This is a genomic window from Streptomyces canus (assembly GCF_001514145.1).
Taxonomy (GTDB): Bacteria; Actinomycetota; Actinomycetes; order Streptomycetales; family Streptomycetaceae; genus Streptomyces; species Streptomyces canus.
Window position 1 is genome coordinate 481,973 of the sequence record NZ_KQ948659.1, and the last position, 26,922, is coordinate 508,894.

General features: G+C 70.2%; 30 protein-coding genes. 23 read left to right on the forward strand and 7 right to left on the reverse strand.

Annotated features, from left to right (window positions below):
- Positions 1–183 precede the first annotated feature (183 nt).
- From AQJ46_RS15790 to AQJ46_RS15805, 4 genes are all read left to right on the forward strand, one after another.
- On the forward strand, positions 184–1,137 hold the full coding sequence (locus AQJ46_RS15790; RefSeq protein ID WP_059206176.1) for a heme o synthase: 954 nt from the start codon (positions 184–186) through the stop codon (positions 1,135–1,137).
- 44 nt (positions 1,138–1,181) lie between these two features.
- Positions 1,182–1,514 (forward strand): hypothetical protein, encoded by a 333-nt coding sequence (locus tag AQJ46_RS15795; protein WP_059206177.1) that lies wholly within the window; start codon positions 1,182–1,184, stop codon positions 1,512–1,514.
- 103 nt (positions 1,515–1,617) lie between these two features.
- Complete coding sequence (locus AQJ46_RS15800; RefSeq protein WP_059206178.1) at positions 1,618–2,724, forward strand: amidohydrolase family protein; 1,107 nt, start codon at positions 1,618–1,620, stop codon at positions 2,722–2,724.
- 18 nt (positions 2,725–2,742) lie between these two features.
- Positions 2,743–3,459, forward strand: a complete 717-nt coding sequence (locus AQJ46_RS15805; RefSeq protein ID WP_059206179.1) for a nucleotidyltransferase domain-containing protein — start codon at positions 2,743–2,745, stop codon at positions 3,457–3,459.
- On the opposite strand, the gene AQJ46_RS15810 is transcribed toward AQJ46_RS15805, so the two are convergent.
- Positions 3,414–4,436 carry a COX15/CtaA family protein gene (locus AQJ46_RS15810; RefSeq protein WP_059206180.1) on the reverse strand — a complete coding sequence of 341 codons (1,023 nt, stop codon included), beginning with the start codon at positions 4,434–4,436 and terminating at the stop codon, positions 3,414–3,416. The genes AQJ46_RS15805 and AQJ46_RS15810 overlap by 46 nt on opposite strands.
- Before the next feature lie 103 nt (positions 4,437–4,539).
- A complete protein-coding gene (locus AQJ46_RS55450; RefSeq protein ID WP_059206181.1) occupies positions 4,540–5,445 on the reverse strand; it encodes a hypothetical protein in 906 nt (301 codons plus the stop codon).
- 177 nt (positions 5,446–5,622) lie between these two features.
- Here AQJ46_RS55450 and AQJ46_RS15820 point away from each other — a divergent pair, with 177 nt between their 5' ends.
- A complete protein-coding gene (locus tag AQJ46_RS15820) occupies positions 5,623–8,934 on the forward strand; it encodes an ABC transporter substrate-binding protein (protein WP_159064029.1) in 3,312 nt (1,103 codons plus the stop codon).
- Positions 8,935–8,941: 7 nt separating this feature from the next.
- Here the strand turns inward: AQJ46_RS15820 and AQJ46_RS15825 are convergent, their stop codons facing one another.
- Genes AQJ46_RS15825 through AQJ46_RS15835 form a run of 3 tightly spaced genes read right to left on the reverse strand, consistent with a single transcriptional unit; the run spans position 8,942 to position 11,509 of the window.
- Positions 8,942–9,712, reverse strand: coding sequence for an ABC transporter permease (locus AQJ46_RS15825; RefSeq protein ID WP_059206183.1), 771 nt, complete (start codon positions 9,710–9,712; stop codon positions 8,942–8,944).
- Positions 9,709–10,632 carry an ABC transporter ATP-binding protein gene (locus tag AQJ46_RS15830; protein WP_059206356.1) on the reverse strand — a complete coding sequence of 308 codons (924 nt, stop codon included), beginning with the start codon at positions 10,630–10,632 and terminating at the stop codon, positions 9,709–9,711. The genes AQJ46_RS15825 and AQJ46_RS15830 overlap by 4 nt, the downstream gene beginning before the upstream one ends.
- A gap of 10 nt (positions 10,633–10,642) precedes the next feature.
- Complete coding sequence (locus AQJ46_RS15835; RefSeq protein WP_059206184.1) at positions 10,643–11,509, reverse strand: aminoglycoside N(3)-acetyltransferase; 867 nt, start codon at positions 11,507–11,509, stop codon at positions 10,643–10,645.
- 161 nt (positions 11,510–11,670) lie between these two features.
- Here AQJ46_RS15835 and AQJ46_RS15840 point away from each other — a divergent pair, with 161 nt between their 5' ends.
- The 8 genes from AQJ46_RS15840 to AQJ46_RS15875 all read left to right on the forward strand — a co-directional run bounded on the left by AQJ46_RS15840 (position 11,671) and on the right by AQJ46_RS15875 (position 18,233).
- Positions 11,671–12,414: a helix-turn-helix transcriptional regulator gene (locus tag AQJ46_RS15840; RefSeq protein WP_059206185.1), complete on the forward strand. Its 744-nt coding sequence runs from the start codon at positions 11,671–11,673 to the stop codon at positions 12,412–12,414.
- Positions 12,411–13,832: a Fe-S cluster assembly protein SufB gene (sufB, locus tag AQJ46_RS15845; RefSeq protein ID WP_031057584.1), complete on the forward strand. Its 1,422-nt coding sequence runs from the start codon at positions 12,411–12,413 to the stop codon at positions 13,830–13,832. The genes AQJ46_RS15840 and sufB overlap by 4 nt, the downstream gene beginning before the upstream one ends.
- Positions 13,833–13,893: 61 nt before the next feature.
- Positions 13,894–15,075: a Fe-S cluster assembly protein SufD gene (sufD, locus tag AQJ46_RS15850; RefSeq protein ID WP_059206186.1), complete on the forward strand. Its 1,182-nt coding sequence runs from the start codon at positions 13,894–13,896 to the stop codon at positions 15,073–15,075.
- Positions 15,075–15,392, forward strand: a complete 318-nt coding sequence (locus AQJ46_RS15855) for a non-heme iron oxygenase ferredoxin subunit (RefSeq protein ID WP_057618340.1) — start codon at positions 15,075–15,077, stop codon at positions 15,390–15,392. The genes sufD and AQJ46_RS15855 overlap by 1 nt, the downstream gene beginning before the upstream one ends.
- A 7-nt stretch (positions 15,393–15,399) precedes the next feature.
- Positions 15,400–16,164, forward strand: a complete 765-nt coding sequence (gene sufC / locus AQJ46_RS15860; protein ID WP_059206187.1) for a Fe-S cluster assembly ATPase SufC — start codon at positions 15,400–15,402, stop codon at positions 16,162–16,164.
- Positions 16,161–17,417 carry a cysteine desulfurase gene (locus AQJ46_RS15865; protein ID WP_057618338.1) on the forward strand — a complete coding sequence of 419 codons (1,257 nt, stop codon included), beginning with the start codon at positions 16,161–16,163 and terminating at the stop codon, positions 17,415–17,417. Before sufC ends, AQJ46_RS15865 begins: the two co-directional genes overlap by 4 nt.
- 16 nt (positions 17,418–17,433) lie before the next feature.
- Positions 17,434–17,904, forward strand: a complete 471-nt coding sequence (gene sufU / locus AQJ46_RS15870; RefSeq protein ID WP_059206188.1) for a Fe-S cluster assembly sulfur transfer protein SufU — start codon at positions 17,434–17,436, stop codon at positions 17,902–17,904.
- Positions 17,901–18,233 carry a metal-sulfur cluster assembly factor gene (locus tag AQJ46_RS15875; protein ID WP_028809645.1) on the forward strand — a complete coding sequence of 111 codons (333 nt, stop codon included), beginning with the start codon at positions 17,901–17,903 and terminating at the stop codon, positions 18,231–18,233. The genes sufU and AQJ46_RS15875 overlap by 4 nt, the downstream gene beginning before the upstream one ends.
- Before the next feature lie 68 nt (positions 18,234–18,301).
- Here the strand turns inward: AQJ46_RS15875 and AQJ46_RS15880 are convergent, their stop codons facing one another.
- Positions 18,302–19,120 carry an AbfB domain-containing protein gene (locus AQJ46_RS15880; RefSeq protein WP_059206189.1) on the reverse strand — a complete coding sequence of 273 codons (819 nt, stop codon included), beginning with the start codon at positions 19,118–19,120 and terminating at the stop codon, positions 18,302–18,304.
- Positions 19,121–19,403: 283 nt separating this feature from the next.
- On the opposite strand from AQJ46_RS15880, the gene AQJ46_RS15885 reads away from it, so the two are divergent.
- The 6 genes from AQJ46_RS15885 to AQJ46_RS15910 all read left to right on the forward strand — a co-directional run bounded on the left by AQJ46_RS15885 (position 19,404) and on the right by AQJ46_RS15910 (position 24,076).
- Positions 19,404–19,724, forward strand: a complete 321-nt coding sequence (locus tag AQJ46_RS15885) for a DMT family transporter (RefSeq protein WP_057618334.1) — start codon at positions 19,404–19,406, stop codon at positions 19,722–19,724.
- Entirely contained in the window at positions 19,724–20,272 is a 549-nt protein-coding gene (locus AQJ46_RS15890; protein ID WP_059206190.1) for a TetR/AcrR family transcriptional regulator, read from the forward strand. Before AQJ46_RS15885 ends, AQJ46_RS15890 begins: the two co-directional genes overlap by 1 nt.
- 505 nt (positions 20,273–20,777) lie before the next feature.
- Positions 20,778–21,767 (forward strand): 2,3,4,5-tetrahydropyridine-2,6-dicarboxylate N-succinyltransferase, encoded by a 990-nt coding sequence (gene dapD / locus AQJ46_RS15895; RefSeq protein ID WP_059206191.1) that lies wholly within the window; start codon positions 20,778–20,780, stop codon positions 21,765–21,767.
- 125 nt (positions 21,768–21,892) lie between these two features.
- On the forward strand, positions 21,893–22,108 hold the full coding sequence (locus tag AQJ46_RS15900) for a hypothetical protein (protein ID WP_059206192.1): 216 nt from the start codon (positions 21,893–21,895) through the stop codon (positions 22,106–22,108).
- Positions 22,109–22,256: 148 nt separating this feature from the next.
- Entirely contained in the window at positions 22,257–22,826 is a 570-nt protein-coding gene (locus tag AQJ46_RS15905; protein ID WP_059206357.1) for a SigE family RNA polymerase sigma factor, read from the forward strand.
- Positions 22,823–24,076 carry a YncE family protein gene (locus tag AQJ46_RS15910; RefSeq protein WP_059206193.1) on the forward strand — a complete coding sequence of 418 codons (1,254 nt, stop codon included), beginning with the start codon at positions 22,823–22,825 and terminating at the stop codon, positions 24,074–24,076. The genes AQJ46_RS15905 and AQJ46_RS15910 overlap by 4 nt, the downstream gene beginning before the upstream one ends.
- Here AQJ46_RS15910 and dapA read toward each other — a convergent pair whose 3' ends face one another.
- Positions 24,077–24,970 carry a 4-hydroxy-tetrahydrodipicolinate synthase gene (gene dapA, locus AQJ46_RS15915; protein ID WP_208616939.1) on the reverse strand — a complete coding sequence of 298 codons (894 nt, stop codon included), beginning with the start codon at positions 24,968–24,970 and terminating at the stop codon, positions 24,077–24,079.
- Between the two features lie 152 nt (positions 24,971–25,122).
- On the opposite strand from dapA, the gene AQJ46_RS58435 reads away from it, so the two are divergent.
- Genes AQJ46_RS58435 through AQJ46_RS15930 form a run of 4 tightly spaced genes read left to right on the forward strand, consistent with a single transcriptional unit; the run spans position 25,123 to position 26,912 of the window.
- Complete coding sequence (locus AQJ46_RS58435) at positions 25,123–25,251, forward strand: hypothetical protein (protein WP_263972871.1); 129 nt, start codon at positions 25,123–25,125, stop codon at positions 25,249–25,251.
- The gene (locus AQJ46_RS15920; protein ID WP_059206195.1) at positions 25,248–25,940 is read left to right on the forward strand and encodes a hypothetical protein; all 693 of its coding nucleotides are present in this window, start codon (positions 25,248–25,250) and stop codon (positions 25,938–25,940) included. The genes AQJ46_RS58435 and AQJ46_RS15920 overlap by 4 nt, the downstream gene beginning before the upstream one ends.
- Before the next feature lie 52 nt (positions 25,941–25,992).
- On the forward strand, positions 25,993–26,412 hold the full coding sequence (locus tag AQJ46_RS15925; RefSeq protein ID WP_057618328.1) for a phage holin family protein: 420 nt from the start codon (positions 25,993–25,995) through the stop codon (positions 26,410–26,412).
- Entirely contained in the window at positions 26,409–26,912 is a 504-nt protein-coding gene (locus AQJ46_RS15930; protein ID WP_059206196.1) for a DUF3618 domain-containing protein, read from the forward strand. Before AQJ46_RS15925 ends, AQJ46_RS15930 begins: the two co-directional genes overlap by 4 nt.
- Positions 26,913–26,922: the final 10 nt, after the last annotated feature.

Genomic DNA, 26,922 nt, shown 5'->3' on the forward strand with positions numbered 1-26,922 from the left:
TGAATACGCAGCCGCTCGTAAGAGTGCTCAACCGAGTGCGCCCGAGCTCTTCCGGGGGCGCCCTCGGACACGACCCGACCCCCGCGAATATCGGGGTATGGGCAACGTCTACAGTGGCGTGGTACGCGCGAGCCTTTACCGGGACTTCACACGGGTGAGGCTTGCTGGGATGTCTCTGTAGGGGTGTGCGTGACGGCCGTCGAATCCCGTCCAGCGGGTGTGCTCGGTGCGAGCCAGAGCCCGGTTCACCGGCCGTTCGGGGCCCGTGTCAAGGCGTTCGTGGCGCTGACCAAGCCTCGGATCATCGAGCTGCTGCTCATCACCACCGTTCCGGTGATGTTCCTGGCGCAGCAGGGTGTGCCGGACCTGAAGCTGGTCCTGCTCACCTGCGTCGGCGGCTACCTGTCGGCCGGCGGCGCCAACGCGCTCAACATGTACATCGACCGCGACATCGACGCGCTCATGGACCGCACCTCGCAGCGTCCACTGGTGACCGGCATGGTCTCGCCGCGCGAGTGTCTGGCCTTCGGCATCACGCTGGCGGTCGTCTCGACGCTGCTGTTCGGACTCGCCGTCAACTGGCTGAGCGCCTGGCTCTCCCTCGGCGCGCTCCTCTTCTACGTCGTCGTCTACACGATGATCCTCAAGCGCCGTACCTCGCAGAACATCGTGTGGGGCGGCATCGCCGGCTGCCTGCCGGTCCTCATCGGCTGGTCGTCCGTCACGAACTCCATGTCGTGGGCGCCGATCATTCTCTTCCTGGTCATGTTCTTCTGGACGCCGCCGCACTACTGGCCGCTGTCCATGAAGGTGCGCGAGGACTACGCGCGCGTGGGAGTGCCCATGCTGCCGGTCGTCGCCTCCAACAAGGTGGTCGCCAGGCAGATCGTCATCTACAGCTGGGTGATGGTCGCGGTCTCGCTGCTGCTGACGCCGCTCGGCTACACCGGCTGGTTCTACACGGCGGTGGCGCTGCTCGCGGGCGGCTTCTGGCTGTGGGAGGCGCACGGGCTGCAGAACCGCGCCAAGGCCGAGGTGACGGGCGTGAAGCTCAAGGAGATGCGGCTGTTCCACTGGTCGATCACCTATGTGTCGATCCTCTTCCTCGCGGTGGCGGTCGACCCCTTCCTGAGGTAAGGGTCACGTCGCCGTTCCCTCTACCCGTCGGTAGCATCCTGGTCATGGCAGACACGCAGCAGGTTGACGCGAAGGCCGAGCGCAAGGTCGCCCGGCTCGCCAAGCAGATCAGCGCCTTCTCCAAGGAGCACGGCGGCGCCGAGGGCCAGCTGGCCTACATCGGTGAGCGCGGCACCCGGATCGTCCTCGTCGGCGAGGACGGCGGCTGGGGCGACCTGGTGGCCCCCTCGTACGAGATCGCCGAGAAGGCCGTCGAGAAGTCCGGCATCACCGTTCACGAGGAGTTCGACGGCGAGTTCGCCGCGAAGGTGAGGACGGGGCCGTACGAGTGGAGCCGGATGGCCGGCATCCAGGTCGGCGGCCCCTCGAACGGCTGAGGTCTGCCGGCTTTCGTACGGGGTGTGCGACACCAACACCTGATGCCCGGTTCACCCGTTAGGACCTGTGAGCAGCGACACGGTCCAGCAACGGGGAGCCCGGATGATCGAAACGCCGTCCCTCGTGGACCAGTACTGCCACGGCGTACTGAGGACGGAGCTGGGTCTCGGCACCTTCGAGACCCAGCTGGCCCGCACCGAGGGCCCGCCCGCCCCGGGCACCACGCTGTTCGACACCCAGACGGGTTTCGCCGTACGGCGATGGTGCCCGCCCCTGCTAGGCCTGGAACCGCACTGTCCGCCCGCCCGCTATCTGGCCCGGCGCCGGGAACTCGGCGTACTGGAAGCGGGCCGCAGGCTGCTGCGCGGCAGTGGGATCACGACGTATCTGGTCGACACCGGGCTGCCCGGCGACCTCACGGGGCCCACCGAGCTGGCCTCCGCCGCGGCTGCCGAGGCCCGCGAGATCGTGCGTCTTGAGCTCCTCGCCGAACAGGTCGCCGACACCTCCGGCACCGTCGAGTCCTTCCTCGCCAACCTCGCCGAGTCGGTGCACGGAGCCGCCGCGAGCGCGGTCGCCTTCACGTCGGTGGCGGGGGTACGGCACGGCCTGGCGCTCGCGCCCGAGCCGCCGGGGCCGGGAGAGGTGCGGGGCGCGGCGGGCCGTTGGCTGGCGGGCCGCCGGGTGGGCGGCGAGCTGTCCGACCCCGTTCTGTTACGGCACCTGCTGTGGATCGCGGCCGCCTCGGGCCTGCCCCTCCAGCTGCACGCCGGGCTCGGCGAACCGGGTCTGCGCATCGACCGTACCGATCCGGTCCTGCTCACCGACTTCGTCCGGGCCACCGCGGGTCTCGGCACCGACCTCGTCCTGCTGCACAGCTACCCCTACCACCGGCACGCCGCCCATCTCGCCGGCGTCTTCCCGCACGTCTACGCCGATTCCGGAGCGGCCCTCGTCCGCACCGGCGCCCGTGCGGCGAGCGTCCTCGCGGAGATCCTGGAACTGGCCCCCTTCGGCAAGATCGTCTTCTCCAGCGGGGCCCACAGCCTGCCCGAACTGCATGTCGTGGGTGCCCGCCTGTTCCGCGAGGCGCTGGCTCGGGTGCTGGGCGGCTGGGTCGCGGAGGGGGCCTGGTCACTGGCGGACGCGCAGCGGGTGGCGGGCCTGATCGCGGCGGGGAACGCGCGAAGGGTGTACGGGCTGGAGTGAGCTGTACAGGATGGGTGCATGCAGACCGAGGTGTTACTCGACCGCTTCCTGACCGGGCTCGCCCCGCTCGACCCCGTCGCCGTCTGGGCCCACGGCTCCCTCGCGGGCGGCGACTACCAGGAGGGCCGCAGCGACCTGGACCTGATCGCCGTCCTGCCCTCGCTGACACCCCGTACGGTCTGGCGGCTGGCGAAGGCGCACGCCCGGCTGCGGGCCGAGCCGCTGTCCGGGCAGCTGCACTGCACCTACCTGACGCCTTCGGCCGATCCGGGCCGCCGCCACCTCACCTGGGCGTACGAGGAGCTGTTCAAGCGGCCGGTCACCCCGGTGACCTCGCGCGAACTGCACAGCTTCGGGCGGGTGCTGCTGGGGAAACCGCCCGCGGACCTGCTGCCGCCGGTGTCGGACCGGGAGCTCACCGACTTCATCGTCCGTGACCAGCGCGACTTCTGGCGCCCGGCCCTCGGCAAGGCCCCGCTGTGGACGCGGGACGTGTGGGTCGACGGGGGGCTGCTGACCTTCGCCCGCGCGAGCGTCACGCTGCGGGAGGGGCGACTGATCAGCAAGCGCGAGGCGCTGGAACTGCTGCCGGGACTCGGGGCGCCCGTGGAGGTCGTCGAGGACATCCGGAGGCGCCGGTACGGCGAGCCCGGACCCGCCGTCGAGAACAGAGCCGCGCTGACCCGCGGCTACCTGGGCCCGGCGATCGACGAACTGGTGGCGGCGTACGGCTGAGCCGGGATCTCGGCCTGCTCGCCCTCGGACCGTTCCCGCAGGGCCAGCAGGACACGCAGGACCGCGATCCACACCAGGGCCGAGCCGAGCATGTGCAGGCCTACCAGGAACTCGGGCAGGTCGGTGAAGTACTGGACGTAGCCGATGACGCCCTGGGAGAGGAGGACCAGGAAGAGGTCGCGGGTGCGGTGCAGGGGCCCCTTGGGGGCGTCGACCGCCTTGAGGATGAACCACAGGGCGAAGGTCAGCGACACCACGATCCAGGCCAGGACCGCGTGCACCTTGCTCACGGTCTCCCAGTCCAGCGGCATCCGTTCGACCTCGCTGGAGTCACCGGCGTGCGGTCCGGCGCCGGTGACGACGGTGCCGACGAGGATCAGCAGGGCGGCGGCCGCGACCATGAACCACACCAGCTGCTGCACCGGCTTGCCGACCAGCGGACGGGGTGCCGTGTCACCCTCGCGGGTGCGCTGCCACATCACCGCGGCGACCGTGATCAGGGCCGTCGTCGCCACGAAGTGGGCCGCGACGGTGTACGGGTTGAGACCCACGAGGACGACGATGCCGCCGAGGACCGCGTTGCTCATCACGATCCAGAACTGCGCCCAGCCCAGCCGGGTCAGGCTGCGCCGGTACGGCTTCTCGGAGCGCGCGGCGATGATCGCCCACCCGACGGCGGCGCACAGCACATAGGTGAGCATCCGGTTGCCGAACTCGATGGCACCGTGCACCCCCATCGCGCGGGTCGCGGTCAGCGAGTCGTCCGTGCACGTGGGCCAGGTCGGACACCCGAGCCCCGACCCGGTCAGCCGCACAGCCCCGCCGGTGACCACGATGACCACCGCCATGAGGAGCGCGGCGAGAGCCGCCCGCTGAACCGTCCGGGGGGTCGGGGTCCAGCGTGCGGCGATGAAGGCGAGCGGGTTGCGGACGGCCGCTACGGCGTCGGCACGGGTCAGGTTCGGCACGCGTTCCATCGTAGGGGGGTCGCTTGTGCACGCGTTCACGAGGGGGGTGATGGGAGAGCGGGGCGCCGTTTCGGGCACCCCGCTCGATTCCTGCGCACCCCATGCCGGAGGGTCAGCGGGCGCAGATTACCTGGGCCTTGACGTACCAGGTGGCGGCTTGTCCGGGTGCCAGTTCGGACACGGTCACCCGAGCACCGGCCGGTGACCCCGTCGGGCGCAGTTCAACGGGGACGAGACGTTTGAGCGTGGCCGAAGCTCCGGCCGGCCGCATGCCCGCGCCGAACGCCCGGGTGCCCCGCGGGCAGCCGACCACCGCCGTCTGGGACTGGGTCGAACCGACGGCCTCCTTCCACCCGCTCTCGCGGAACGTCTGGCGCGCGAGCGGCCCGGCGCACACGAGGTGGACCGCGACGGACCAGGGCAGGTTCGTGGCCACCGCCTCCGCCGCCCGGGCCGAGGCCGAGCGATGGATGAGGTTGGTCATGGTCACGGAGTTGATGCCGACCCGGTGACTCGCGCCCCTCAGCCGGGCACCGGCGCCGACGAGCCGTGTACCGGCGGGACAGGTGCCGGTGACGGTTTTGTCGGGCCTGTTCGAGTTGAACGCCGAAGGGACCGTGCGATACGTCAGACCCGCGGGCTTGTCGGCGCACACCGCGTATGCCCGCAGGTACCACCTGGCCGCGGTCCCGCCACTGATCTCCTCCGCTGTCGCGAGCCACTTGTACCCGGACGCCGAGTGGCCCGGATACGAGCCGCGCAGGAGCACGCGACCGCCTCCGCCTACGATCCTCACGCCGCCGGCCAGCACCACCTTGCCGCTCGGGCAGGGGGCGCTGACGGAGCGCGCGGAGTCGGAGCTGAGCCGGCTGAACCGTTCCACGTATGTGTACCCGGACACCGGCGCCTGTGGTGCCTCCGGCGGAGGAACCGCCGCGTCCGCTGCCGTGGTGAACATGCCCATCCCCGTCGCCACAGCGGTGAGCCCGAGCAGCGTACGGCGCTGTCGTGTGTTCATGGCACTTCTTTCTCTCCGGCCGCAACATCCCTCGACGAGCGGCATTTGTGTGAACTGGGACACACTTCAGCGCGTCGCGTCGCTAGGCTCCTTGGTAGGTGCTTGGAGGGCCTTGGCACCGGCTTGGAACGGGGGCGGTGCCACATGGCGGCCACGGAGTTCGCCATCCTCGGTCCCTTGCGAGTCGTTCGTTCCGGCGCCGTTCTCCCGCTGGGCGGACCGCGGCAACGCGCCGTGCTGGCCCTGCTCGTCGTCGAGCTGAACCAGGCGGTCCCGACGGACCGGCTGATCGACGAGGTGTGGGACGGCGAAGCGCCGGACGGGGCGGTCACCTCGGTGCAGACATACGTCTTCCATCTGCGCAGGGCGCTGGACCCGGATCGGGCCCGCGGTGCCCCGTGCGAGGTGCTCGAGAGCCGGAATCACGGCTACCTGCTGAGGGCCGGGCCCTTGGCCACCGACGCCGGCCGCTTCGAGGCCGGGCTGTGGGAGGGGCGGGAGGCGCTGGACGCCGGCCGGTACGCCGAGGCGGCCTCGACACTTCGGCGCGCCCTCGCACTGTGGCGGGGCGCGGTGCTGGAGGACCTGGGTGACCACGGATTCGTACGGCGGGAGGCCGCCCGCCTGGAGGAACTGCGCCTGTCGGCGCTCGAAGCCCGGATCGAGGCGGACCTGGCGCTGGGGCGACACACGACCGTCGTGGGCGAGCTGGAGCAGCTGGTCGCCGGGCATCCGCTGCGGGAACGGCTCTCGGCGCAGCTGATGCTGGCTCTCTACCGGTGCGGTCGGCAGGCCGAGGCCCTGACCTGCTACCAGCGCTTACGGGAAAGGCTGCGGGAGGAACTGGGCCTGGACCCGGACGAGTCGGTACGGCGGGTGCACCAGGCCATCCTGGCGCACGATCTGGCCGCCGGGTCTCCGCCCCGGCGAACCGTGCGGGGACAGCGACGTCGGCGCCTCCCGGCCCGGGTCGTCTCCCTCACGGCGATCGCCGCTCTGTGCGCCGGCCTCGTCTCCGGAGCGAGCGCACCCCGCCCGGCCACCCGGGTGCTGGTGGCCAACACCGTCGGCGCGGTGTCCGGCGGCAGTGGTGCGCCGGTGCCGGTGGGGCAGAGCCCGGACGGGCTCGCGTACGGGGCCGGGTCGGTGTGGGTGGCGAACAACGGTGACGACTCCGTCAGTCGTATCGATCCGCAAACCCATGCCGTGCAGCTCATACCCGTCGGGTCGGATCCCGTCGCCGTCGCGGTGAGCGGCGACGACGTGTGGGTGGCCAACAGCGGGGACGGTACGGTCTCGCGGATCAACGCGTCCGTCGACCGGGTCGTCGACATCCTGCCCGTGGGGAACCTGCCTTCGGGCATAGCGGCCGGACCCGCCGGGGTGTGGGTCGCGCTCGGCGGGGACAGCGCCGTCCGGCGGATCGACCCGGAGTCAGGACGGGTAGGGAAGGCCGTCGCGGTGGGTGGCGGGCCCGCCGGTATCGGTGTGGGTGAGCGGACCGTGTGGGTCGCCAACAGCCTCGACGGCACGGTGACCCCCGTCGACGTCGTGACGGGCCAGGCACGCGGGGCCGTCCTGGTGGGCGCAGGCCCGCAGGGCGTCGCCGTCACTGAGGACGCGGTGTGGGTCGCCAACGGGCTCTCGCTCACCGTCTCCCGCATCGACACCCGCACCGGCGTGGTCACTGTTCAGGAGGTGGGTGACGGTCCTCGTGCCGTGGTGGCGGGACCGGACGGCGTCTGGGTGAGCAACGAGTACGACGCCACCGTCGTCCGGCTCGATCCCCGTACGGCCCGGCCGTTGCGCACGATCCGTACGGGCAGCGCGCCGCGGGGACTCGCCCTGGCCGGGGGGACGGTGTGGGCGGCGGGACGCGCCCTCGCCGCGCCGGGGCACCGAGGCGGCACGTTGACCGTGCTGGGCTGGGGTGGTGCGACCGACTACGGCATCGATCCGGCGAGCGTCTACAACGCGGAGGCCGACCTGGCCCTCAGCGTCGCCTACGACCACCTCGTGGGCTGGCGCCAGTCGCCCGGCGGATCGGAGCTCACCCTGGTACCGGACCTGGCCGGCGAACTTCCGCGCCCCACCGACGGCGGGCGCACCTACACGTTCCCGCTGCGCCGGGGGCTGCGGTACTCCGACGGCCGCCGGGTCGCACCGGCTGACTTCCTGCGGGGCATCCGGCGGGCTCTGACCGCCGACGAAGGCAATCCCGGGTACTTCACGAGGATCGTCGGCGGCGCCGCGTGTGTGGCCCGTCCGCAGCGGTGCGACCTCTCGCGCGGGATGAGCACCGACGACGACGCGCACACGGTGACCTTCCACCTCACCGCTGCGGACCCGGCGTTTCTGAACAAGCTCACGATGTTCGTCGTGCCGACGCCTCCCGGTGTCCAGGACCCTAACGTCGGCTTCCGTCCACTGCCTGCGACCGGCCCGTACCAGGTGGCCGACTACCGGAAGGGCAAGCAGCTCACGCTGAAGCGGAACCCGTTTTTCCGGGAGTGGTCCCATGTGGCCCAGCCGGCCGGATATCCCGACGTCATCCGCTGGCGGACGTTGGAATCGACGCAGCAACAGGTGGCAGAGGTGAACGCCGGGCGGGCGGACCTGGCGATCCAGTTGAACACCCACCCGAAACCGTCCTACCTCCGGCAGCTCGCCGTGCGGCATCCGACGCGGCTGCACACGAGCTCCTCGTTCTTCACGGTGTACGAGACGTTCAACACCAGGGTGCCGCCCTTCGACGACCGGCGGGTCAGGCAGGCGGTGTCGTACGCCGTGGACCGCGACCGGCTGGTGGAGCTGATGGGCGGGCCCCAGATCGTGTCTTCCACCTGCCAGTCCCTGCCCAAGGGCTTTCCCGGCTATCGGTCCTACTGCCCGTACACGCGGCAACCCGGCGCGGACGGCATGTGGCAGGGACCCGATCTCGCCAGGGCCAGGAAGCTGATCGCGGAGTCGGGCACCCGGGGCATGACGGTGGGGGTGTGGACCTGGAGGATGGAGTCCTCCCGCCGCGCCGCCGCGTACCTCGTCGATCTCCTGGACGACCTCGGCTACCGGGCGACCCTTCACGTTCTGCCTGACGACCGCTACTGGAACACGGTGGGGGACTCGCGGACACGGGCCCAGCTGGTGTTCCAGGGGTGGTCGCCCGACTATCCGTCCTCGGGCACCTTCTTCACCCCCCTCCTCACCTGTGACGGCTTCAAGCCGGCCGACGGTCCCGGCACCCTGAACTACGCCGAGTACTGCTCTCCGTCCTTCGACCGGCTCGTCGACACGGCGCAGGCTGCCGAGCGCTTCGATCCGGGCAGGGCGCGGCAGCTGTGGGGCCGGATCGACCGGAGGGTCATCGACGAGGCGCTCTGGCTGCCTGTGGTGAACTTCAAGCAGGTGTCCTTCACGTCAACGCGCCTCGGCAACTATCAGGCGACTCCGGCCTTCGGCCCGATCGTGTCCCAGATGTGGGTTCGCTGACCCCGACTCACTCCCAGCGGAAGAAGCGTCCGGCCAGAGCCAGACCCGCCACCGCCCACACCGCCAGAATCCCCAGGTCGCCCCACGGCACCCCGGCCCCGTGCTGCAACACGTCCCGCAGGCCGTCCGACAGGGCCGTGATCGGCAGCAGACCCAGTACGTCCTGGGCGCCTGAAGGGAACTTGGACAGGGGGACCATCACTGCGCCGCCCACCAGCAGCAGGAGGAAGACCAGGTTGGCCGCGGCCAGGGTCGCCTCCGCCTTCAGGGTGCCTGCCATCAGGAGGCCGAGGCCCGAGAACGCGGCCGTGCCCAGGATCAGCAGGAGCAGCACGGACAGCGGGTTGCCGTGCGGGGACCAGCCGAGGGCGAAGGCGATCACTGTCAGCAGGATCACCTGGAGGAACTCCGTCACCAGGACCGATGCCGTTTTCGCCGTCATCAGGCCCCAGCGGGGGAGCGGCGAGGAGGCCAGGCGCTTCAGGACGCCGTAGCGGCGTTCGAAGCCGGTCGCGATCGCCTGGCCCGTGAAGGCCGTCGACATGACCGCGAGGGCCAGGACGCCGGGGGTGAGGAAGTCCACCGCCTTGCCCTCGTCCGTGTCGATGATGTCCACCGAGCTGAACAGGACCAGCACCAGGGTCGGGATCACCACCGTCAGCAGGAGCTGTTCGCCGTTGCGCAGGAGCATCTTCGTCTCCAGGACCGCCTGGGTCGCGATCATGCGTCCCAGTGGTGCCGCGCCCGGCTTCGGGGTGTACATACCGGTGGCCGTCACGCGCGCAGCTCCTTGCCCGTCAGTTCGAGGAAGACGTCTTCCAGGGTGTGCCGTTCCACCGAGATCTTCTCCGGCATCACGCCGTGCTGGGCGCACCAGGACGTCACCGTCGCCAGCAGTTGCGGGTTGACCTTGCCGACCACCCGGTAGGAGCCGGGGGTCAGCTCCGCCGCCGAGCAGTCGGCGGGCAGGGCCTTGAGGAGGGAGCCCACGTCGAGGCCGGGGCGGCCCATGAAGCGCAGGGTGTTCTCGGCGCCGCCCCGGCACAGCTCCTCCGGGGTGCCCTGGGCGATGACCCGGCCGCCGTCGATGATCGCCACGTCGTCGGCGAGCTGCTCGGCCTCGTCCATGTAGTGCGTGGTGAGGATCACCGAGACACCGTCCGCGCGCAGGTCGCGGACCAGGTCCCAGGTCCCGCGGCGGGCCTGTGGGTCCAGGCCGGCGGTCGGCTCGTCCAGGAACACCAGCTCCGGGCGGCCGACGACAGCCATGGCGAGCGCCAGCCGCTGCTGCTGGCCGCCGGACAGGCGCCGGTACGTCGTCCTGCCGCAACCGCCGAGGCCCAGGCGCTCGATCAGCGCGTCCACGTCGAGCGGATGTGCGTGGAGCTTCGCCACGTGCCGCAGCATCTCGTCTGCCCGGGCGCCCGAGTACACGCCCCCGGACTGCAGCATCACGCCGATCCTCGGGTGCAGCTCACGGGCCTGTCGCACCGGGTCGAGGCCCAGGACCCGGACCGTGCCGGAGTCCGGCCGGCGGTATCCCTCGCAGGTCTCGACCGTCGTCGTCTTGCCCGCGCCGTTCGGCCCGAGTACGGCGGTCACGCCCGCCCGGGCCACCAGGTCGAGGCCGTCCACGGCGGTCTTCGTGCCGTACCGCTTCACCAGGGCGTGGACCTGGACCACGGGCTCACTTCGCATGCGCCCGAGTCTAGGTTCGCCGCCCGCGCCGCAGACGGGCGGGTGCAGGATCTCCACCCGGATCTCCACCCAGGGCGTTCCCGGGGGTGTCCTCCCGTGACCGGTGCAGCGTCAGCCACCGCTGCGCGTACCGCACGGCGTCCGCCACCGGGAACAGCCGAGCGTCGGCCGCGCCCACCTTTCCGCGTACGACGACGGCTTGGTCGCGCTCGAAGTCGTGGCCCAGTTCGTCGAAGCGGTCCGAGGTGATCGAGACCTCCGTCACCACCTCCCACCCGTCCGGTCCCGGGCGGCCCACCCTCACCAGCGGGGCCGGGACGCGGTACTCGGCGAGATGGAAGCTCGTGCAGGTGTCGTAGCCCGCGCCGAGGAGCAGTACGCGCGCGTGGAGGGCCTCGAGGCGGGCCAACGGGCTGTGCTCACCGAGGCGGCAGTCGAGGGCGTGGCCGTCCAGGACCGACTGCGCGCGGGGGCCTGTCGCCGCGAAGGAGGTCTGTGGGTGCGCGCTGCGCCGGGCGCCGGGCCAGGTGCGCACCGTCTCCGGGATCACGCCGACGCCGCGCGAGGGCGTGACGAGGGGGTCGTAGGCGGGCATGGTCGCCCGGATCGTGTCCCACCACTCCTCGGGCACCGGCGGGTTGCTCCACACCGCCGGGTCGGAGAGGTCGCCGGTCTGGGTGGGGACCACGAGGGTGCCGTCCGGGCCGAGGGCGTCGAGCAGTCCCTGGACCACCGAGACCGGGCCTCCGCAGACCCAGCCGAGGGCGCTCAGGGAGGAGTGCAGGAGGAGGATCTCGCCGCTGCGGACCCCCAGCTCGCGCAGCTGCTTCGCGAGGGTGTCGCGGGTGACAAGTGGGCCGGTGGGAGGTGGTGGCATGGTTCCGGAGTGTCCCTGACAGGGCCTCGATACACCACCGGTTTGATCGATCAAAGATCGTCTTCCCAGGTCAGGTTAGGGATGCCTAAGTGATGCAGGGCACCGTCCATCGATCGGGACGCGGGTTGCCCGGTCCAGAGGAATTACGCAACAATGGCGTTGTGAAAAACGTCGGCGAGGCTCGGGAGACCCCTACGGGTGCCCCTCAGGAGGAGCTCGCGACCGGTGAGCGGTCCACCCGCAACCGCGTCGCGCGATCCATCCTGGACCACGGCCCGTCGACCGTCGCCGAACTGGCCGGCCGACTGGGCCTCACCCATGCGGCCGTACGACGTCATCTGGACGCCCTGGCGGCCGACGAGGTCGTGGAGGCGCGGGAGCAGCGGGTGTACGGCGCGCGGACGCGTGGCCGTCCCGCCAAGGTCTTCGCGCTCACCGACTGCGGCCGGGACGCCTTCGACCAGTCGTACGACAAGCTCGCCGCGGACGCCCTGAGCTGGATCCAGGAGCGGTTCGGCGGGGACGAGGCGGTCGTCGCCTTCGCGCGCGCCAGGATCGCCGCGCAGGCTGAGGAATACCGCAAGGTCGTCGAGGCCGCCGCCCCCGAGGAGCGCACCGAAGCCCTGGCCAAGGCCCTGAGCGCGGACGGGTACGCTGCTACGGCGCGGAGCGCACCGGTCGGCGAGCAGCTCTGCCAGCACCACTGCCCGGTGGCCCATGTCGCTGAGAAGTTCCCCCAGCTCTGTGACGCGGAGACCGAGATCTTCTCCCAGCTGCTCGGAACGCACGTCCAGCGACTGGCGACCATCGCGCACGGCGACGGCGTCTGCACGACGTTCATCCCCAAGATTTCCCACATGTCTCATAACGCATCTGCAAGCACGGCCGGGAGGAACCCCGCATGACTCTCCCCACGGAGACTGCCCACCCCGAGCTCGAGGGCCTGGGCAAGTACGAATACGGCTGGGCCGACTCCGACACGGCCGGCGCCTCTGCGAAGCGCGGCATCAACGAGGACGTCGTCCGCGACATCTCCGCGAAGAAGAGCGAGCCGGAGTGGATGACCAAGCTCCGCCTCAAGGGTCTGCGCCTGTTCGACAAGAAGCCCATGCCGAACTGGGGCTCCGACCTCTCCGGCATCGACTTCGACAACATCAAGTACTTCGTGCGTTCCACGGAGAAGCAGGCGGAGTCCTGGGAGGACCTGCCCGAGGACATCAAGAACACGTACGACAAGCTCGGCATCCCGGAGGCGGAGAAGCAGCGCCTCGTCGCCGGTGTCGCGGCCCAGTACGAGTCCGAGGTCGTCTACCACCAGATCCGCGAGGACCTGGAGGAGCAGGGCGTCATCTTCCTGGACACCGACACGGCCCTGAAGGAGCACCCGGAGCTCTTCAAGGAGTACTTCGGCACCGTCATCCCGGTCGGCGACAACAAGTTCGCGTCGCTGAACACCGCGGTGTGGTCCGGCGGCTCCTTCATCTACGTGCCGAAGGGCGTGCACGTGGAGATCCCGCTCCAGGCCTACTTCCGTATCAACACGGAGAACATGGGCCAGTTCGAGCGGACCCTGATCATCGTCGACGAGGGTGCCTACGTGCACTACGTCGAGGGTTGTACGGCGCCGATCTACAAGTCGGACTCGCTGCACTCCGCGGTCGTCGAGATCATCGTCAAGAAGAACGCCCGGTGCCGTTACACGACCATCCAGAACTGGTCGAACAACGTCTACAACCTGGTCACCAAGCGCGCCGTGGCGTACGAGGGCGCGACCATGGAGTGGATCGACGGCAACATCGGCTCCAAGGTGACGATGAAGTACCCGGCCGTCTACCTGATGGGCGAGCACGCCAAGGGTGAGACCCTCTCCATCGCCTTCGCGGGCGAGGGCCAGCACCAGGACGCCGGCTCCAAGATGGTCCACATGGCGCCGAACACCTCCTCCAACATCGTGTCGAAGTCCGTGGCGCGTGGTGGCGGCCGCACGTCCTACCGAGGTCTCGTCGAGATCGGCGAGGGCGCCCACGGCTCCAAGTCGAACGTGCTGTGCGACGCGCTGCTCGTCGACACCATCTCCCGCTCCGACACGTACCCCTACGTGGACGTCCGCGAGGACGACGTGTCCATGGGCCACGAGGCGACCGTCTCCAAGGTCTCCGAGGACCAGCTCTTCTACCTGATGAGCCGCGGTCTCTCCGAGTTCGAGGCGATGGCCATGATCGTGCGCGGCTTCGTCGAGCCGATCGCGAAGGAACTCCCCATGGAGTACGCCCTTGAGCTCAACCGGCTGATCGAGCTGCAGATGGAAGGCGCGGTCGGCTAAGACCGGTCTCCCCGCAAGCAGCTAGCGAAATCTGACGTAGGAAGAGAGCAGACCGACAGCCATGGCTGAGGCTCAGAACATTCCGGTGGGATCCACCACCGCCGGCCAGATCGCGGTGGCCGCCGAGTCGACCGTCGCCACGCGCATGAGCGCGCCCCCGTCCTTCGACGTGGCGGACTTCCCGGTCCCCCACGGCCGCGAGGAGGAGTGGCGGTTCACGCCGCTGGAGCGGCTGCGCGGGCTGCACGACGGCACCGCGGTCGCCACCGGCGACGGCGTGAAGGTCGACATCGCGGCCCCCGAGGGGGTCGTGATCGAGACCGTCGGCCGCGACGACGCCCGGCTCGGCAAGGCCGGCACCCCGGTGGACCGCATCGCCGCCCAGGCGTACTCGGCGTTCGAGAAGGCCGGCGTGATCACCGTCCCCAAGGAGACGGTCCTCACCGAGCCGATCCGGATCGCCGTGCACGGCGAGGGCGGGACCGCCTACGCCCACCAGGTCGTGGAGCTCGGAGCCTTCGCCGAGGCCGTCGTGGTCATCGACCACACCGGTGACGCCGTACTCGCCTCCAATGTCGACTACGTCCTCGGGGACGGCGCCAAGCTGACCGTCGTCTCCGTCCAGGACTGGGACGACAAGGCCGTGCACGTGGCGCAGCACAACGCGCTGATCGGCCGGGACGCCACCTTCAAGTCGTTCGTGGTCACCTTCGGCGGCGACCTGGTCCGGCTGCACCCGCGCGTCGCCTACGCCGGCACCGGCGGCGAGGCCGAGCTGTTCGGTCTGTACTTCACCGACTCCGGCCAGCACCAGGAGCACCGCCTCCTCGTCGACCACAACACCCCGCACTGCAAGTCGAACGTCGCCTACAAGGGCGCGCTCCAGGGCGAGGGCGCCCACGCGGTGTGGATCGGTGACGTGCTCATCGAGGCCAAGGCCGAGGGCACGGACACGTACGAGATGAACCGCAACCTCGTCCTCACCGACGGCGCCCGGGTCGACTCCGTGCCGAACCTCGAGATCGAGACCGGCGAGATCGTCGGAGCGGGCCACGCGAGCGCGACCGGCCGCTTCGACGACGAGCAGCTCTTCTATCTGATGGCCCGCGGCATCCCGGCCGACGAGGCCCGGCGCCTCGTGGTCCGCGGCTTCTTCGCCGAGCTGGTCCAGCAGATCGGTGTCGACGACATCCAGGAACGCCTTCTCGTGAAGATCGACGAGGAGCTGGAGGCCACGGTCTGATGGCTTTCGTACGCGCCTGCGGGCTGAGCGAGCTGGAGGAGGACACCCCGAAGCGGGTGGAACTCGACGGCACGCCGGTCTCGGTCGTGCAGACCGAGGGGGAGGTGTTCGCGATCCACGACATCTGCTCGCACGCGAACGTCTCGCTCTCCGAGGGCGAGGTGGAGGACTGCCAGATCGAGTGCTGGCTGCACGGCTCCAGCTTCGACCTGCGCACCGGCAAACCGTCCGGCCTTCCCGCGACGCGCCCCGTCCCCGTATACCCCGTAAAGATCGAAGGGGACGACGTGCTCGTCTCCCTTTCCCAGGAGTCCTGAGGCACCCATGGCAACGCTTGAAATCCGAGACCTGCACGTCACCGTCGAGGCCGACAACGCCACGAAGGAGATCCTCAAGGGCGTCGACCTCACCGTGAAGCAGGGCGAGACGCACGCCATCATGGGCCCCAACGGCTCCGGCAAGTCGACGCTCGCCTACTCGCTCGCGGGTCACCCGAAGTACACCATCACCGGCGGCACCGTCACCCTCGACGGCGAGGACGTCCTGGAGATGTCCGTCGACGAGCGCGCCCGCGCGGGCCTGTTCCTGGCGATGCAGTACCCGGTCGAGGTCCCCGGCGTCTCGGTCTCCAACTTCCTCCGTACGTCCGCCACCGCCATCCGCGGCGAGGCCCCCAAGCTGCGGACGTGGGTGAAGGAGGTCAGGGAGACCATGGAGCGTCTGAACATGGACCCGGCCTTCGCCGAGCGCAACGTCAACGAGGGCTTCTCCGGCGGTGAGAAGAAGCGCCACGAGATCCTCCAGCTGGAGCTGCTCAAGCCCAAGGTCGCGATCCTCGACGAGACGGACTCCGGCCTCGACGTCGACGCCCTGCGGGTCGTCTCCGAGGGCGTCAACCGCGTCCGTGAGACCGGCGAGGTCGGCACCCTGCTGATCACGCACTACACGCGCATCCTGCGCTACATCAAGCCCGACTTCGTCCACGTCTTCTCCGGCGGTCGCATCGTCGAGTCCGGCGGCGCCGAGCTCGCCGACAAGCTGGAGAACGAGGGCTACGAGGCATACACGAAGGGTGGCGTATCCGCGTGACGCAGCTGCCGGGTCTCCTCGACACCGAGGCGCTCCGCAAGGACTTCCCCATCCTGGACCGCCAGGTCCACGACGGCCGGAAGCTCGTGTACCTGGACAACGCGGCGACCTCGCAGAAGCCGCGCCAGGTGCTCGACGCCCTGAACGAGTACTACGAGCGCTACAACGCCAACGTCCACCGCGGTGTGCATGTGCTCGCCGAGGAGGCCACGGCGCTGTACGAGGGCGCGCGCGACAAGGTCGCCGCCTTCATCAACGCGCCGAGCCGCGACGAGGTGATCTTCACCAAGAACGCCTCCGAGTCGCTCAACCTCGTGGCGAACATGCTGGGCTGGGCCGACGAGCCCTACCGCGTGGACCACGAGACCGAGATCGTCATCACCGAGATGGAGCACCACTCCAACATCGTGCCGTGGCAGCTGCTCGCGCAGCGCACGGGCGCGAAGCTGAAGTGGTTCGGGCTGACCGACGACGGCCGGCTCGACCTGTCCAACATCGACGAGATCATCACCGAGAAGACGAAGATCGTCTCCTTCGTGCTGGTGTCCAACATCCTGGGCACGGTCAACCCGGTCGAGGCGATAGTCCGCCGGGCGCAGGAGGTCGGCGCGCTGGTCTGCATCGACGCCTCGCAGGCCGCGCCGCACATGCCGCTGGACGTACAGGCCCTCCAGGCCGACTTCGTGGCCTTCACCGGTCACAAGATGTGCGGCCCGACCGGTATCGGCGTGCTCTGGGGCCGCCAGGAGCTCCTGGAGGACCTGCCGCCGTTCCTGGGCGGCGGCGAGATGATCGAGACCGTGTCGATGCACTCGTCGACGTACGCCCCGGCACCGCACAAGTTCGAGGCGGGCACGCCCCCGATCGCGCAGGCGGTCGGTCTGGGCGCGGCGATCGACTACCTCTCCTCGATCGGCATGGACAAGATCCTCGCGCACGAGCATGCGCTCACCGAGTACGCGGTCAAGAAGCTCGGCGAGGTGCCGGACCTGCGGATCATCGGTCCGACCACGGCCGAGGACCGGGGCGCGGCGATCTCCTTCACGCTCGGCGACATCCACCCGCACGACGTGGGCCAGGTCCTCGACGAGCAGGGCATCGCGGTCCGGGTCGGTCACCACTGCGCACGGCCGGTCTGCCTCCGCTACGGAATTCCCGCGACCACGCGAGCGTCGTTCTATCTGTACTCCACGCCGGCCGAGATCGACGCACTGGTCGAGGGGCTGGAGCACGTACGGAACTTCTTCGGCTGAAGGGCGTGCTGAAACCGTGAAGCTGGACTCGATGTACCAGGAAGTCATCCTGGACCACTACAAGCACCCGCACGGGCGTGGTCTGAGGGATGGCGACGCCGAGGTGCACCATGTGAACCCCACGTGCGGCGACGAGATCACCCTCCGTGTGAAGTACGACGGCAAGAGGATCGAGGACGTCTCGTACGAGGGCCAGGGCTGCTCGATCAGCCAGGCCAGCGCGTCCGTTCTGAACGATCTGCTGGTCGGCAAGGACCTGGCGGAGGCGCAGAAGATCCAGGAGACCTTCCTGGAACTGATGCAGTCGAAGGGCAGGATCGAGCCCGACGACGCGATGGAAGAGGTGCTGGAGGACGCGGTCGCGTTCGCCGGTGTCTCCAAGTACCCGGCCCGGGTCAAGTGCGCCCTCCTCAGCTGGATGGCGTGGAAGGACGCGACGGCCCAGGCGCTGGGCGCCGACGCCGAAGCCGAAAGGAAGACGGCATGAGCGAGACCGTTGAAATGAAGCCGGCCTCGGAGGAAGAGGTCCGCGAGGCGCTGTACGACGTCGTCGACCCCGAGCTGGGCATCGATGTCGTCAACCTCGGACTGATCTACGGCATCCACATCGACGACGCGAACATCGCGACCCTCGACATGACCCTGACCTCGGCGGCCTGTCCGCTGACGGACGTCATCGAGGACCAGGCCAAGTCCGCCACGGACGGCCTCGTGAGCGAACTCCGCATCAACTGGGTGTGGATGCCGCCGTGGGGGCCGGACAAGATCACGGACGACGGCCGGGAGCAGCTTCGGGCGCTCGGCTTCAACGTCTGAGCGACCCCGCTCGTGGGAAAGCGGCGGCACCTGCCGGGTGCCGCCGCTTTCCTGTGCTCATGCGCGGCTCAGGACAGCGCGCCCACCAGCTGGAACGAGGAGTCCGCCAGGTACTGGGAGCTGTACTCGAAGCGTTCGAGGCGGACCACGAAGTTCTGGTGGCGGAGGAAGTAGCCGGGGTAGTTGACCGACTCCAGCATCTTCGCGCCGGAGTAGGAGGCGTCCCGGGGACAGAACGTGGCGTCCTGCCTGAAGAGGGAGGAGCCGTCGTTGCGGTCGGCCCGCAGGACGAAGTCGCGGTGGCGCAGGTACTTGCCGTCGTGGGTGGTGAAGGAGTAACAGGAGCTGTTCGCCAGGCCCTTGACCAGGGTGAAGGTGGAGTCCTCGCGGGATTCCGAGCCGCTAACCGAGTCCAGGCCCACATAGCCGTCGTCCACGTGCCAGTATCGGGCGGGGTAGTTGACCGAGCGGACCGAGCGGTAGGTCACGGAAGGGTGGGGCTTCGACGAACTGCCCTTGGACGCCGTGGGCTTGGGCGGCTTCGGGGTGGCCGTGACCGTGGCGGTGGGCTCGGCTCCCTGCTGCCGGGGACCCCGGGGAGTGGGGGACACCGACGAGAGGCCGCTGTCGCCCGGCGGGGGCGTGGTCGGCGCGGGGGGCTGCGAGGAGAAGGAGATCAGACCGGATCCCTCGTCCCGCGCGGTTTTCGACGATCCGCCGGTTTCGTTGTCCGTGGCGGCTATCGCCGCCACACAGGCGACGATCGTGGCCACCGCCAACGCCCCGGCGAGATAGAGCCGTCGGGTGCCGGGCGTGCGGGTGGTGTCCAACGTCCAGCCGTTCTCCCAGGGGCGGTCCTGGGGCGGCCGGGACTTGTCTTCGGGCATGCGCTGTTCCTCCGGCGCGGCGCGGAGCGACGTGCCGCTGCTGTGGTGGCGCGGTATGTGAATGGTGAAACACAAGTGGTTCCGGGGGAACACTAGTGGTTACCGGCGGTCCCCAGCAGCCCTTTGAACCGGCTGGTTTCCACATTTCTCTCTCGGCGGGCTCAACGGCGCGTCTTCGGCTGACGGTCGGTCAGATGCCGCGGTGTGCCGCCATGTTGGAGAACAGCTGCTGAGCAGTGGCCGCGGACCCGGGTTCCGGGCTTCGTTATGTACGCTTGTACACATGGGATACCTGCTGCTCGCCGGAGCCATCGCCGCCGAGGTCGGAGCGACCACGGCCATGAAGTACACCGAGGGCTTCAGCCGGCTCGGGCCCTCACTGCTGACCGTGCTGGGGTACGTCCTCTCCTTCGCGCTGCTCGCCCAGACGCTCAAGACGGTGTCGGTCGGCACCGCCTACGCGATCTGGGCGGGGGTGGGCACCGCAGCCATCGTCGGCATCGGGATGCTCTTCCTCGGGGAGGGGATGACGGCCACCAAGGCCGCCGGGATCGCGCTGATCATCCTGGGGGTCGTGGTGCTGAACCTGGGCGGGGCGCACTGATGGCCCGGCGGCACGACCCCGAGCGCCGGCAGCGGATCATCGACGCGGCCATCCGGGTCGTGGGGGAGAAGGGGCTCGCGGGGCTCAGCCACCGCAGCGCCGCCGCCGAGGCCGATGTGCCGCTCGGTTCGACGACGTACCACTTCAAGAGTCTCGACGAGCTGATGGTCGCCGCGTTGCGCCAGGCCAGCGAGGGCTTCGCCAAGGCGGTCGCCGCGCACGGCGCCCTGGACGACCCCGGCGGTGACCTCGCCGCCGGCCTCGCCCGCGTGCTCGGCGACTGGCTCGGCGGCGACCGCACCGGCGTCGAGCTGGAGTACGAGCTCTACCTCGCCGCCCTGCGTCGCCCCGCCCTGCGCCCCGTCGCCGCCGAATGGGCCGACGACCTCGCCGAACGCCTCACCCGCCGCACGGACCCGGTCACGGCACGCGCGCTGGTCGCCCTGGCCGACGGGATCTGCCTACAGGTGCTGCTGACGGGGGTGCCGTACGACGAGGGGTATGCGCGGGAGGTACTGGGTCGGGTGATCCCCGCAGGCCGCGGGTGATGTCTACTGGCCCGGGTGGTCCCGACGACCGCGACTGCCCCGTTGGTGGGGGTGATGTCCACTGGCCCGGGTGGTCCCTGTCGGTCCGGGGGCCCGCGACTGCGGGTGGTCTGCGCCGGCTGCGGGTGGCCTCCGGTGCGGGTGATGTCCATTGGCCCGGGTGATCCCCGCCGACCGTGGGCGGTTCCCGTCGGTCCGGGTGGTCTTCGTCGAAGCGTGGGTGGTTTTCGTCGGTCCGGGTGGTCTTCGCCGACCGTGGGTGGTTCCCGTCGGTCCGGGTGGTCTTCGCCGACCGAGGGTGGTCCCCGCCGGCCTGGGTGGTCAGCCTCGGCCGGGGTGCCCCCACCGACCGCAGGTGATCCCCGCCGGCAGGGTGATCCGTGCCGGGCCAGGTGATCTTCTTCTGAGGGTCACGTGGTGGCGTCCGGGGGGTCGGGCTGCTCGACTCCTGAGACGTCCCGCGCAGGGTTCGCATCGCATGGCCTGCGCCGGTTAGGTTTCCCTCATGACCGACACGACTGCTCCGCGCACCACCGGCGCCATCGCCGCAGGCCTCGCCACCGTCGCCGCCGACGGCACCGTACTCGACACCTGGTTCCCCGCCCCCGAACTCTCGGCCGAGCCCGGCCCCGCCGGTACCGAGCGGCTGTCGGCCGAGAAGGCCGTCGAACTGCTCGGCGAAGGTGCCGCCAAGGCGATCGGCCCGGACGCCCGCCGTGGCGTCGAGGTGATCGCGGTCCGCACGGTCATCGCCTCGCTCGACGAGAAGCCGCTCGACACGCACGACGCCTACCTGCGTCTGCACCTGCTCTCGCACCGTCTGGTCCAGCCGCACGGCCAGAGCCTGGACGGCATCTTCGGCCTTCTCCCCAACGTCGCATGGACCTCGCTCGGCCCGGTCGCCGTCGACGAGATCGAGAAGGTGCGCCTCAACGCCCGCGCCGAGGGCCTGTACCTCACGGTCACCTCGGTCGACAAGTTCCCGCGCATGACGGACTACGTGGCCCCCAAGGGCGTCCGGATCGCCGACGCCGACCGGGTCCGCCTCGGCGCGCACCTCGCCGCGGGCACCACCGTCATGCACGAGGGCTTCGTCAACTTCAACGCGGGCACGCTCGGCACGTCAATGGTCGAGGGCCGCATCTCCGCCGGTGTCGTGGTCGGCGACGGCTCGGACATCGGCGGCGGCGCCTCCACCATGGGCACGCTCTCCGGCGGCGGCAACGTCCGCATCACCATCGGCGAGCGCTGCCTGATCGGCGCCGAGGCGGGCGTCGGCATCGCGCTCGGCGACGAGTGCGTCGTCGAGGCCGGTCTCTACGTCACCGCGGGCACCCGGGTCACCATGCCCGACGGCCAGATCGTCAAGGCCCGCGAGCTGAGCGGCGCCTCGAACATCCTCTTCCGCCGCAACTCGGTCACCGGCACGGTCGAGGCCCGCCCGAACAACGCGGTCTGGGGCGGCCTCAACGACATCCTGCACAGCCACAACTGAGCCGCTCCGGCACGGACAAAGATCACTTACGGGTTACTCGGCGTGACCTCGGACGTGTTTCAGCAGATGAACGGGTGGACGCGGAGTCCGATCAGAAGCCGAAACGACGAACGAGGGGTCGAGCGATGAGGAATGTGCGGAAGAGGGCCGTGGCTCGCGGGCTGACTGTCCTGGCGACGGTGTGTCTCGTGCCCGTCGGCAGCGCGCACGCCGACGAGACCAACACCGCCTCGCACAACGGGCCCCGGGTCGGCCTGGTCAACGTCGGCCAGGTCGACGATCCGATGGAGGACGTGCTGGAGCACCTGCTGCTGATCGGCGACGGGTACTCCTGGAACTGACCCGCGACCCCGTGTGGAAGTCGCCGTAGCGGATCGAATTCCGCTACGGCGACTTTTTTCGTGGCGGTGGCATAGCGGCGGGCCACGGCACGCGTCACAAGGGTCGGAGGGGCGGCGCACAGGCGTCGCCGGGGAAGAGAAGGTGACGATGAATGCCGAAGGGCTGGAGAGTTTCCGGGACTTCGTGGACAGCAGGTCGTCCGCCCTGCTGAAGACCGCTGTGCTGCTGTGCGGGGGAGACCAGCACGCCGGTGAGGACCTGTTGCAGAACGCCCTGGTCAGGACCGCCGGGCGGTGGCAGAAGATCGACGAACCCGAGGCCTATGTACGGCAGGTCCTCTACCGCCAGCAGGTCAGCCGCTGGCGGCTGAAGTGGCCCCGCCGGGAGGTCAGTGTCGCCGAGCCGCCCGAACCGGCGGGCAGCGGCGAGCCCGGCGCCGACACCGCCGCCGCGGCCGAACTGCGCCTGGTGATGCGCCAGGCCCTGTCCCGGCTCACCGCACGCCAGCGCACCGTGCTGGTGCTGCGCTACTTCGAGGACCTGCCCGAGGCCGACGTGGCGCGGCTGCTCGGCTGCTCCGTCGGCACCGTACGGTCCACCACCCACCGTTCGCTGGCCCGGCTGCGTCAGCTCGCGCCCGAACTGACCGCCCTCGGGCCCGCCCAGGCCGAGCGGCTCGAGTCCCGTGACTACTCGCCCGTGGAGGTGCGTCCGTGAACGTCGACGACATCGTGCGCGACGCTCTGCGCGAGCAGGCCGCCGAACAGCCCCCGGCGGCAGCGGGGTTCGCCGACCGGGTGCTCGCCGTCCGGCGCCGCCGCCGTACCCGCAGGATCGCGGCCGCCGCGGTCGTCACGGTGGCCGTGGTCGCCATTGGGGTCGGGGTGCCGCTGCTGGACTCCGGCAAGCACGACGTACGGCCCTCGGGTGGCGGTGGCATCGTGGTGGAGAAGAAGACGAAGGCCCACCCCGACCAGTCGCCACCGCGCGAGGAGATCTCCGTCGGGGGCACGACCCTGGCCGGGTACTTCATCCCGGACACGGTCAAGAAGACCGCGGAGACCGCCGTCTACCAGCGCACCTACCACCTGCTGAACCCGAGGACCGGCAAGTACGCCAAGACCGTGGACTGGTCCTGGGTCGCCGTCGCGCCCGGTGCGAAGACGGCCGCCGTCCTCGAACAGGACCTGCCCGCCTCGCGGATCGGCCTGCTGGATCTGACCACCGGCAAGGTCGAGCGGTGGATCCCGGTCGACCACGGGGCCGGCGGGCTCGCCTTCTCCCGCGACGGCCGCAAGCTGGTCGCGACGACGTACACCAAGAACCCCGATCTGCGGGTCAAGACCGAGGGCGACATCGAATGGAGCCCGGAGTGGACGTCGAGCCGTACCGGTTTCTACGTCCTCGACGTGGCCTCCGGGAAGGGCGACTGGAACGAGGTGAGGCTCGCCTCCGACGACGGCCGGCTCGGGGGTTCCGTCCTCAACTCCCGCCAGGACTTCGCCCTCACCGACGACGGCCTGCACGTCTGGTCCGGGAACCCCATGGGGGACATCGGCAAGGAGTTCTGGGACCTCAAGGGCAACAAGGTCCCCACACCGGCGAAGGACAAGCACCTGCAGTGGTACGTGGACGCGGGGAAGTCGCCGGACGGCAGCCTCGTCGCCGGTGAATTCGCGGGCAAGAGGTGGAAGACCTCCTCGTGGATCGTCGATGCCGCGACCGGTGAGACGACCGAGGTGCACGGACAGCAGCTGCTCGCCTGGGTGGGCAACAAGCAGCTCATCGCCTGGGACATCGGCAAGAACGACAAGAGCGAGTTCCATCAGCGGCTCGTGCTGGTCACCATCGGCAGCGACAAGGAGACCCCGCTCAGCGGCTTCCGGCAGAGCGACGAGGGCATCGAGGGCGAAGCGGGCAACGCGGGGAACGCCGGACGCTGGGAGCCGGTCTTCGCCCAGCCCTGATCAGGCGGCCACGAGTCGTTCGTACTCCGCCAGCAGCCCGTCGGCCGCCTCCCGGCCGGCGGGCCGCAGCGGGGCGCGGACCGGGCCCGCGGGCAGACCGAGCGCGTTCAGGAGGGCCTTGGCAGTGACCGTGCCGGGCAGGCCCGCCGACATCATCGCCTCGATCAGCGGCGTGGCCCGTTGTTGGAGGCGGGCGGACACGGGGGTGTCGCCCGCCTCGAACATGTCCAGGATCGCGCGGAGTTGAGCCGGAACCACGTTGGCCACCGTGCTGACGTAGCCCGCCGCGCCCACCGCGTACAGGGCGAGGATGTGCTCGTCGCAGCCCGCGTAGTACGCCAACTCCGTGCGGTTCAGGACCTTTTGGGTGCCGAGAAGGTCGTAGGAACAGTCCTTGACCGCGACGATCCGGGGGTGCTCGGAGAGCTGGATCATCGTCTCCGGCTCGATGCGGGTGCCGGTGCGGCCCGGGATGTCGTAGAGCATGACGGGCAGTCCGGAGGCATCGGCGATCTCCCTGAAGTGCGCTTCCAGCGCGTCCTGCGGCGGCCTGCTGTAGTAGGGGCTGACCACCAACACCCCGTCCGCGCCCGCCTTTTCGGCCGCGAGGGTCAGCTCCACGGTGTGCCGGGTGTCGAAGGTGCCCACCCCCGTCACCACCGATGCCCGCTCGCCCACCGCCTCCCGTACCGCCATGACGAGGGCGGCCTTCTCCGCGTCCGTCGTGGTCGGCGACTCGCCCGTGGTGCCGGAGAGGACGAGCCCGTCACAGCCTTCCCTCACCAGATGGTCGGCGAGCGCCTGCGCGCCGTCGAGATCGAGGGCGCCGGCCTCGTCGAAGGGCGTGATCATGGCGCAGAGGGCGCGGCCGAAGGGCGGGGCGGGTGTCGTCATGGGTGTAGTCTCGGCAGACCGACCGTGAAGCTCCACTTAATTCTTCTACGGCATACCGGTAAGCGATGCTGCGAAAAGGCCCTATGTCCAAATCGGGCCCGCATGGGTCACCATGGTCAGGACGGTGCACGACCCCTGGTCCTGGAGGCGTCATGAAGCTCGGCAAGGCACTCGCCACCGGAGTCGCGGAAGAGCGGCCGGAGATCCACGACGGGGAGCTCGAGCTCCCCGAGGAGATCAAGGAGCTGAAGGCTCCCGAAGAGGTTCCGGCGGCCCGATGAGACTGCGGCTTCCGGAGGAACGCCCGACGGAGCCGCCGACCGGATACAAGATCGCCCACCCGGTGCTGTCCCAGGACGGCACCCGGGCCGGGTTCACCGGTGTGTCGCTCGGCGGCGCGCTGCCGTACGGAGTCCTGGCCGACGCGTCCTGCGTCTACGGCCTGCGGCACCGGGCACCGAACCGCCGCTGCGACTGCGGCTTCCACTGCGTGCACGACCGCGCGGCGGCCGAGGCACTGCTGTGCACGGCTGTGCACCGTACGGCCGTCCTCCTCGACGTCCGGGTCCTCGGCCGCTACCTCCGCTTCGAGCGCGGCTTCCGCTACGCCCGCCAGCGGGTGCGGACCGCCACCGTCGGACCCTGCGCCTGCGGCACGGTCGCGGCGGCCCTCGCCGACGCCGACTGGGGCAGACCCGGCTGGCGGGCCCTGGCGCCCTCCTGCGCGGGCTGCCTGCGCGGTCGTACGGCCGTCTCGCTCGCCGGGTTCGCTCGGCTGGCCGGAGAGGGACTGCGGGTGGTGGCCCGGCCGGCCCCGGTGCTCACGCAAGGTGACCGTGGCATGCCCGAGGGTCTCGGGGTGCCCGAACTCGCCGCAGAGGCGGCCCTGTTGCAGGCCCGGCTCGACTGGTTCCAGAGCCAGCTGGCCCGGCTCGGACAGGGCGGCCCGGACGGCGGTCCGCAGGGGTAGCGGGGGCCGGGCCGGGTACCCGGGAGTTCCGACCGAGAGGAGGCGGAACACCGTGACCGGAACCACGGCCCCCAGGCCGGTGCACGACGAACATCACTCGGTGGGCGAACTCGTCGGACAGGCCACCGAACAGGTCTCGCGGCTCGTGCGGCAAGAAGTCGCCCTCGCGAAGGAAGAGCTGGCCGAGAAGGGCCGGCGGGCCGGCAAAGGCGGCGGGCTCCTCGGTGCCGCCGGCGCCTTCGCCTACGCGGGACTGCTCGCCCTGGCCGGAACGGCCACCGCCGCCCTCTCCCTGGTGCTGTCGGTGTGGGCCTCGGCGCTCATCGTGACGGCCGTGCTGTTCGTGATCGCCGGGGTGCTCGCCGCCACCGGCCGCGCCCAGCTGCGCCGTGCCACACCCCCGACGCCCGAGGAGGCACTCGGCAGCGTCAAGGCGGACGTCGAGGAGATCAGGGAAAGGGCGCACCGATGACGGACAGGACGAGCGGCGAGCCCCCCGCGACGGGGGCCAAGGGACCCGATGAACTGCGGCGCCAGATCGAGCGGACCCGCAGCGAACTCGGCGACACGGTGGAGGAGTTGGCAGGAAAGATGGATGTGAAGGGGCGCGCGCGGGCCCGTGCGGCAGACCTCAGGGACAAGGCGGGCGCGATGACCGTGCAGCTGCGCAGCAGCGCCGCACAGGCCGGTCACACGGTGCACGACCGGGCCACGCACGCCGGTCACAAGGTTCAGGACAAGGCGGTGAAGTCCGGCCACAAGGTCCAGGACCGGACGCTGCAGGCGGGCCATGTCACCCAGGGCAAGGCTTCGCAGACGAGTGCCGCGCTGGAGCGGCGGGCGGAGCGCAGCGTGCCCCGGCCGGCCCGGCCCCTGGTCCTGGCCGCGGTACGGCATCCCCGGCCGGCACTGATCGTCGGCGCGGCCCTGGCCGCGGTCGTCGTGGTGTCGTGGCGGTATCCCAAGAAGTGAGCGGTGCGTA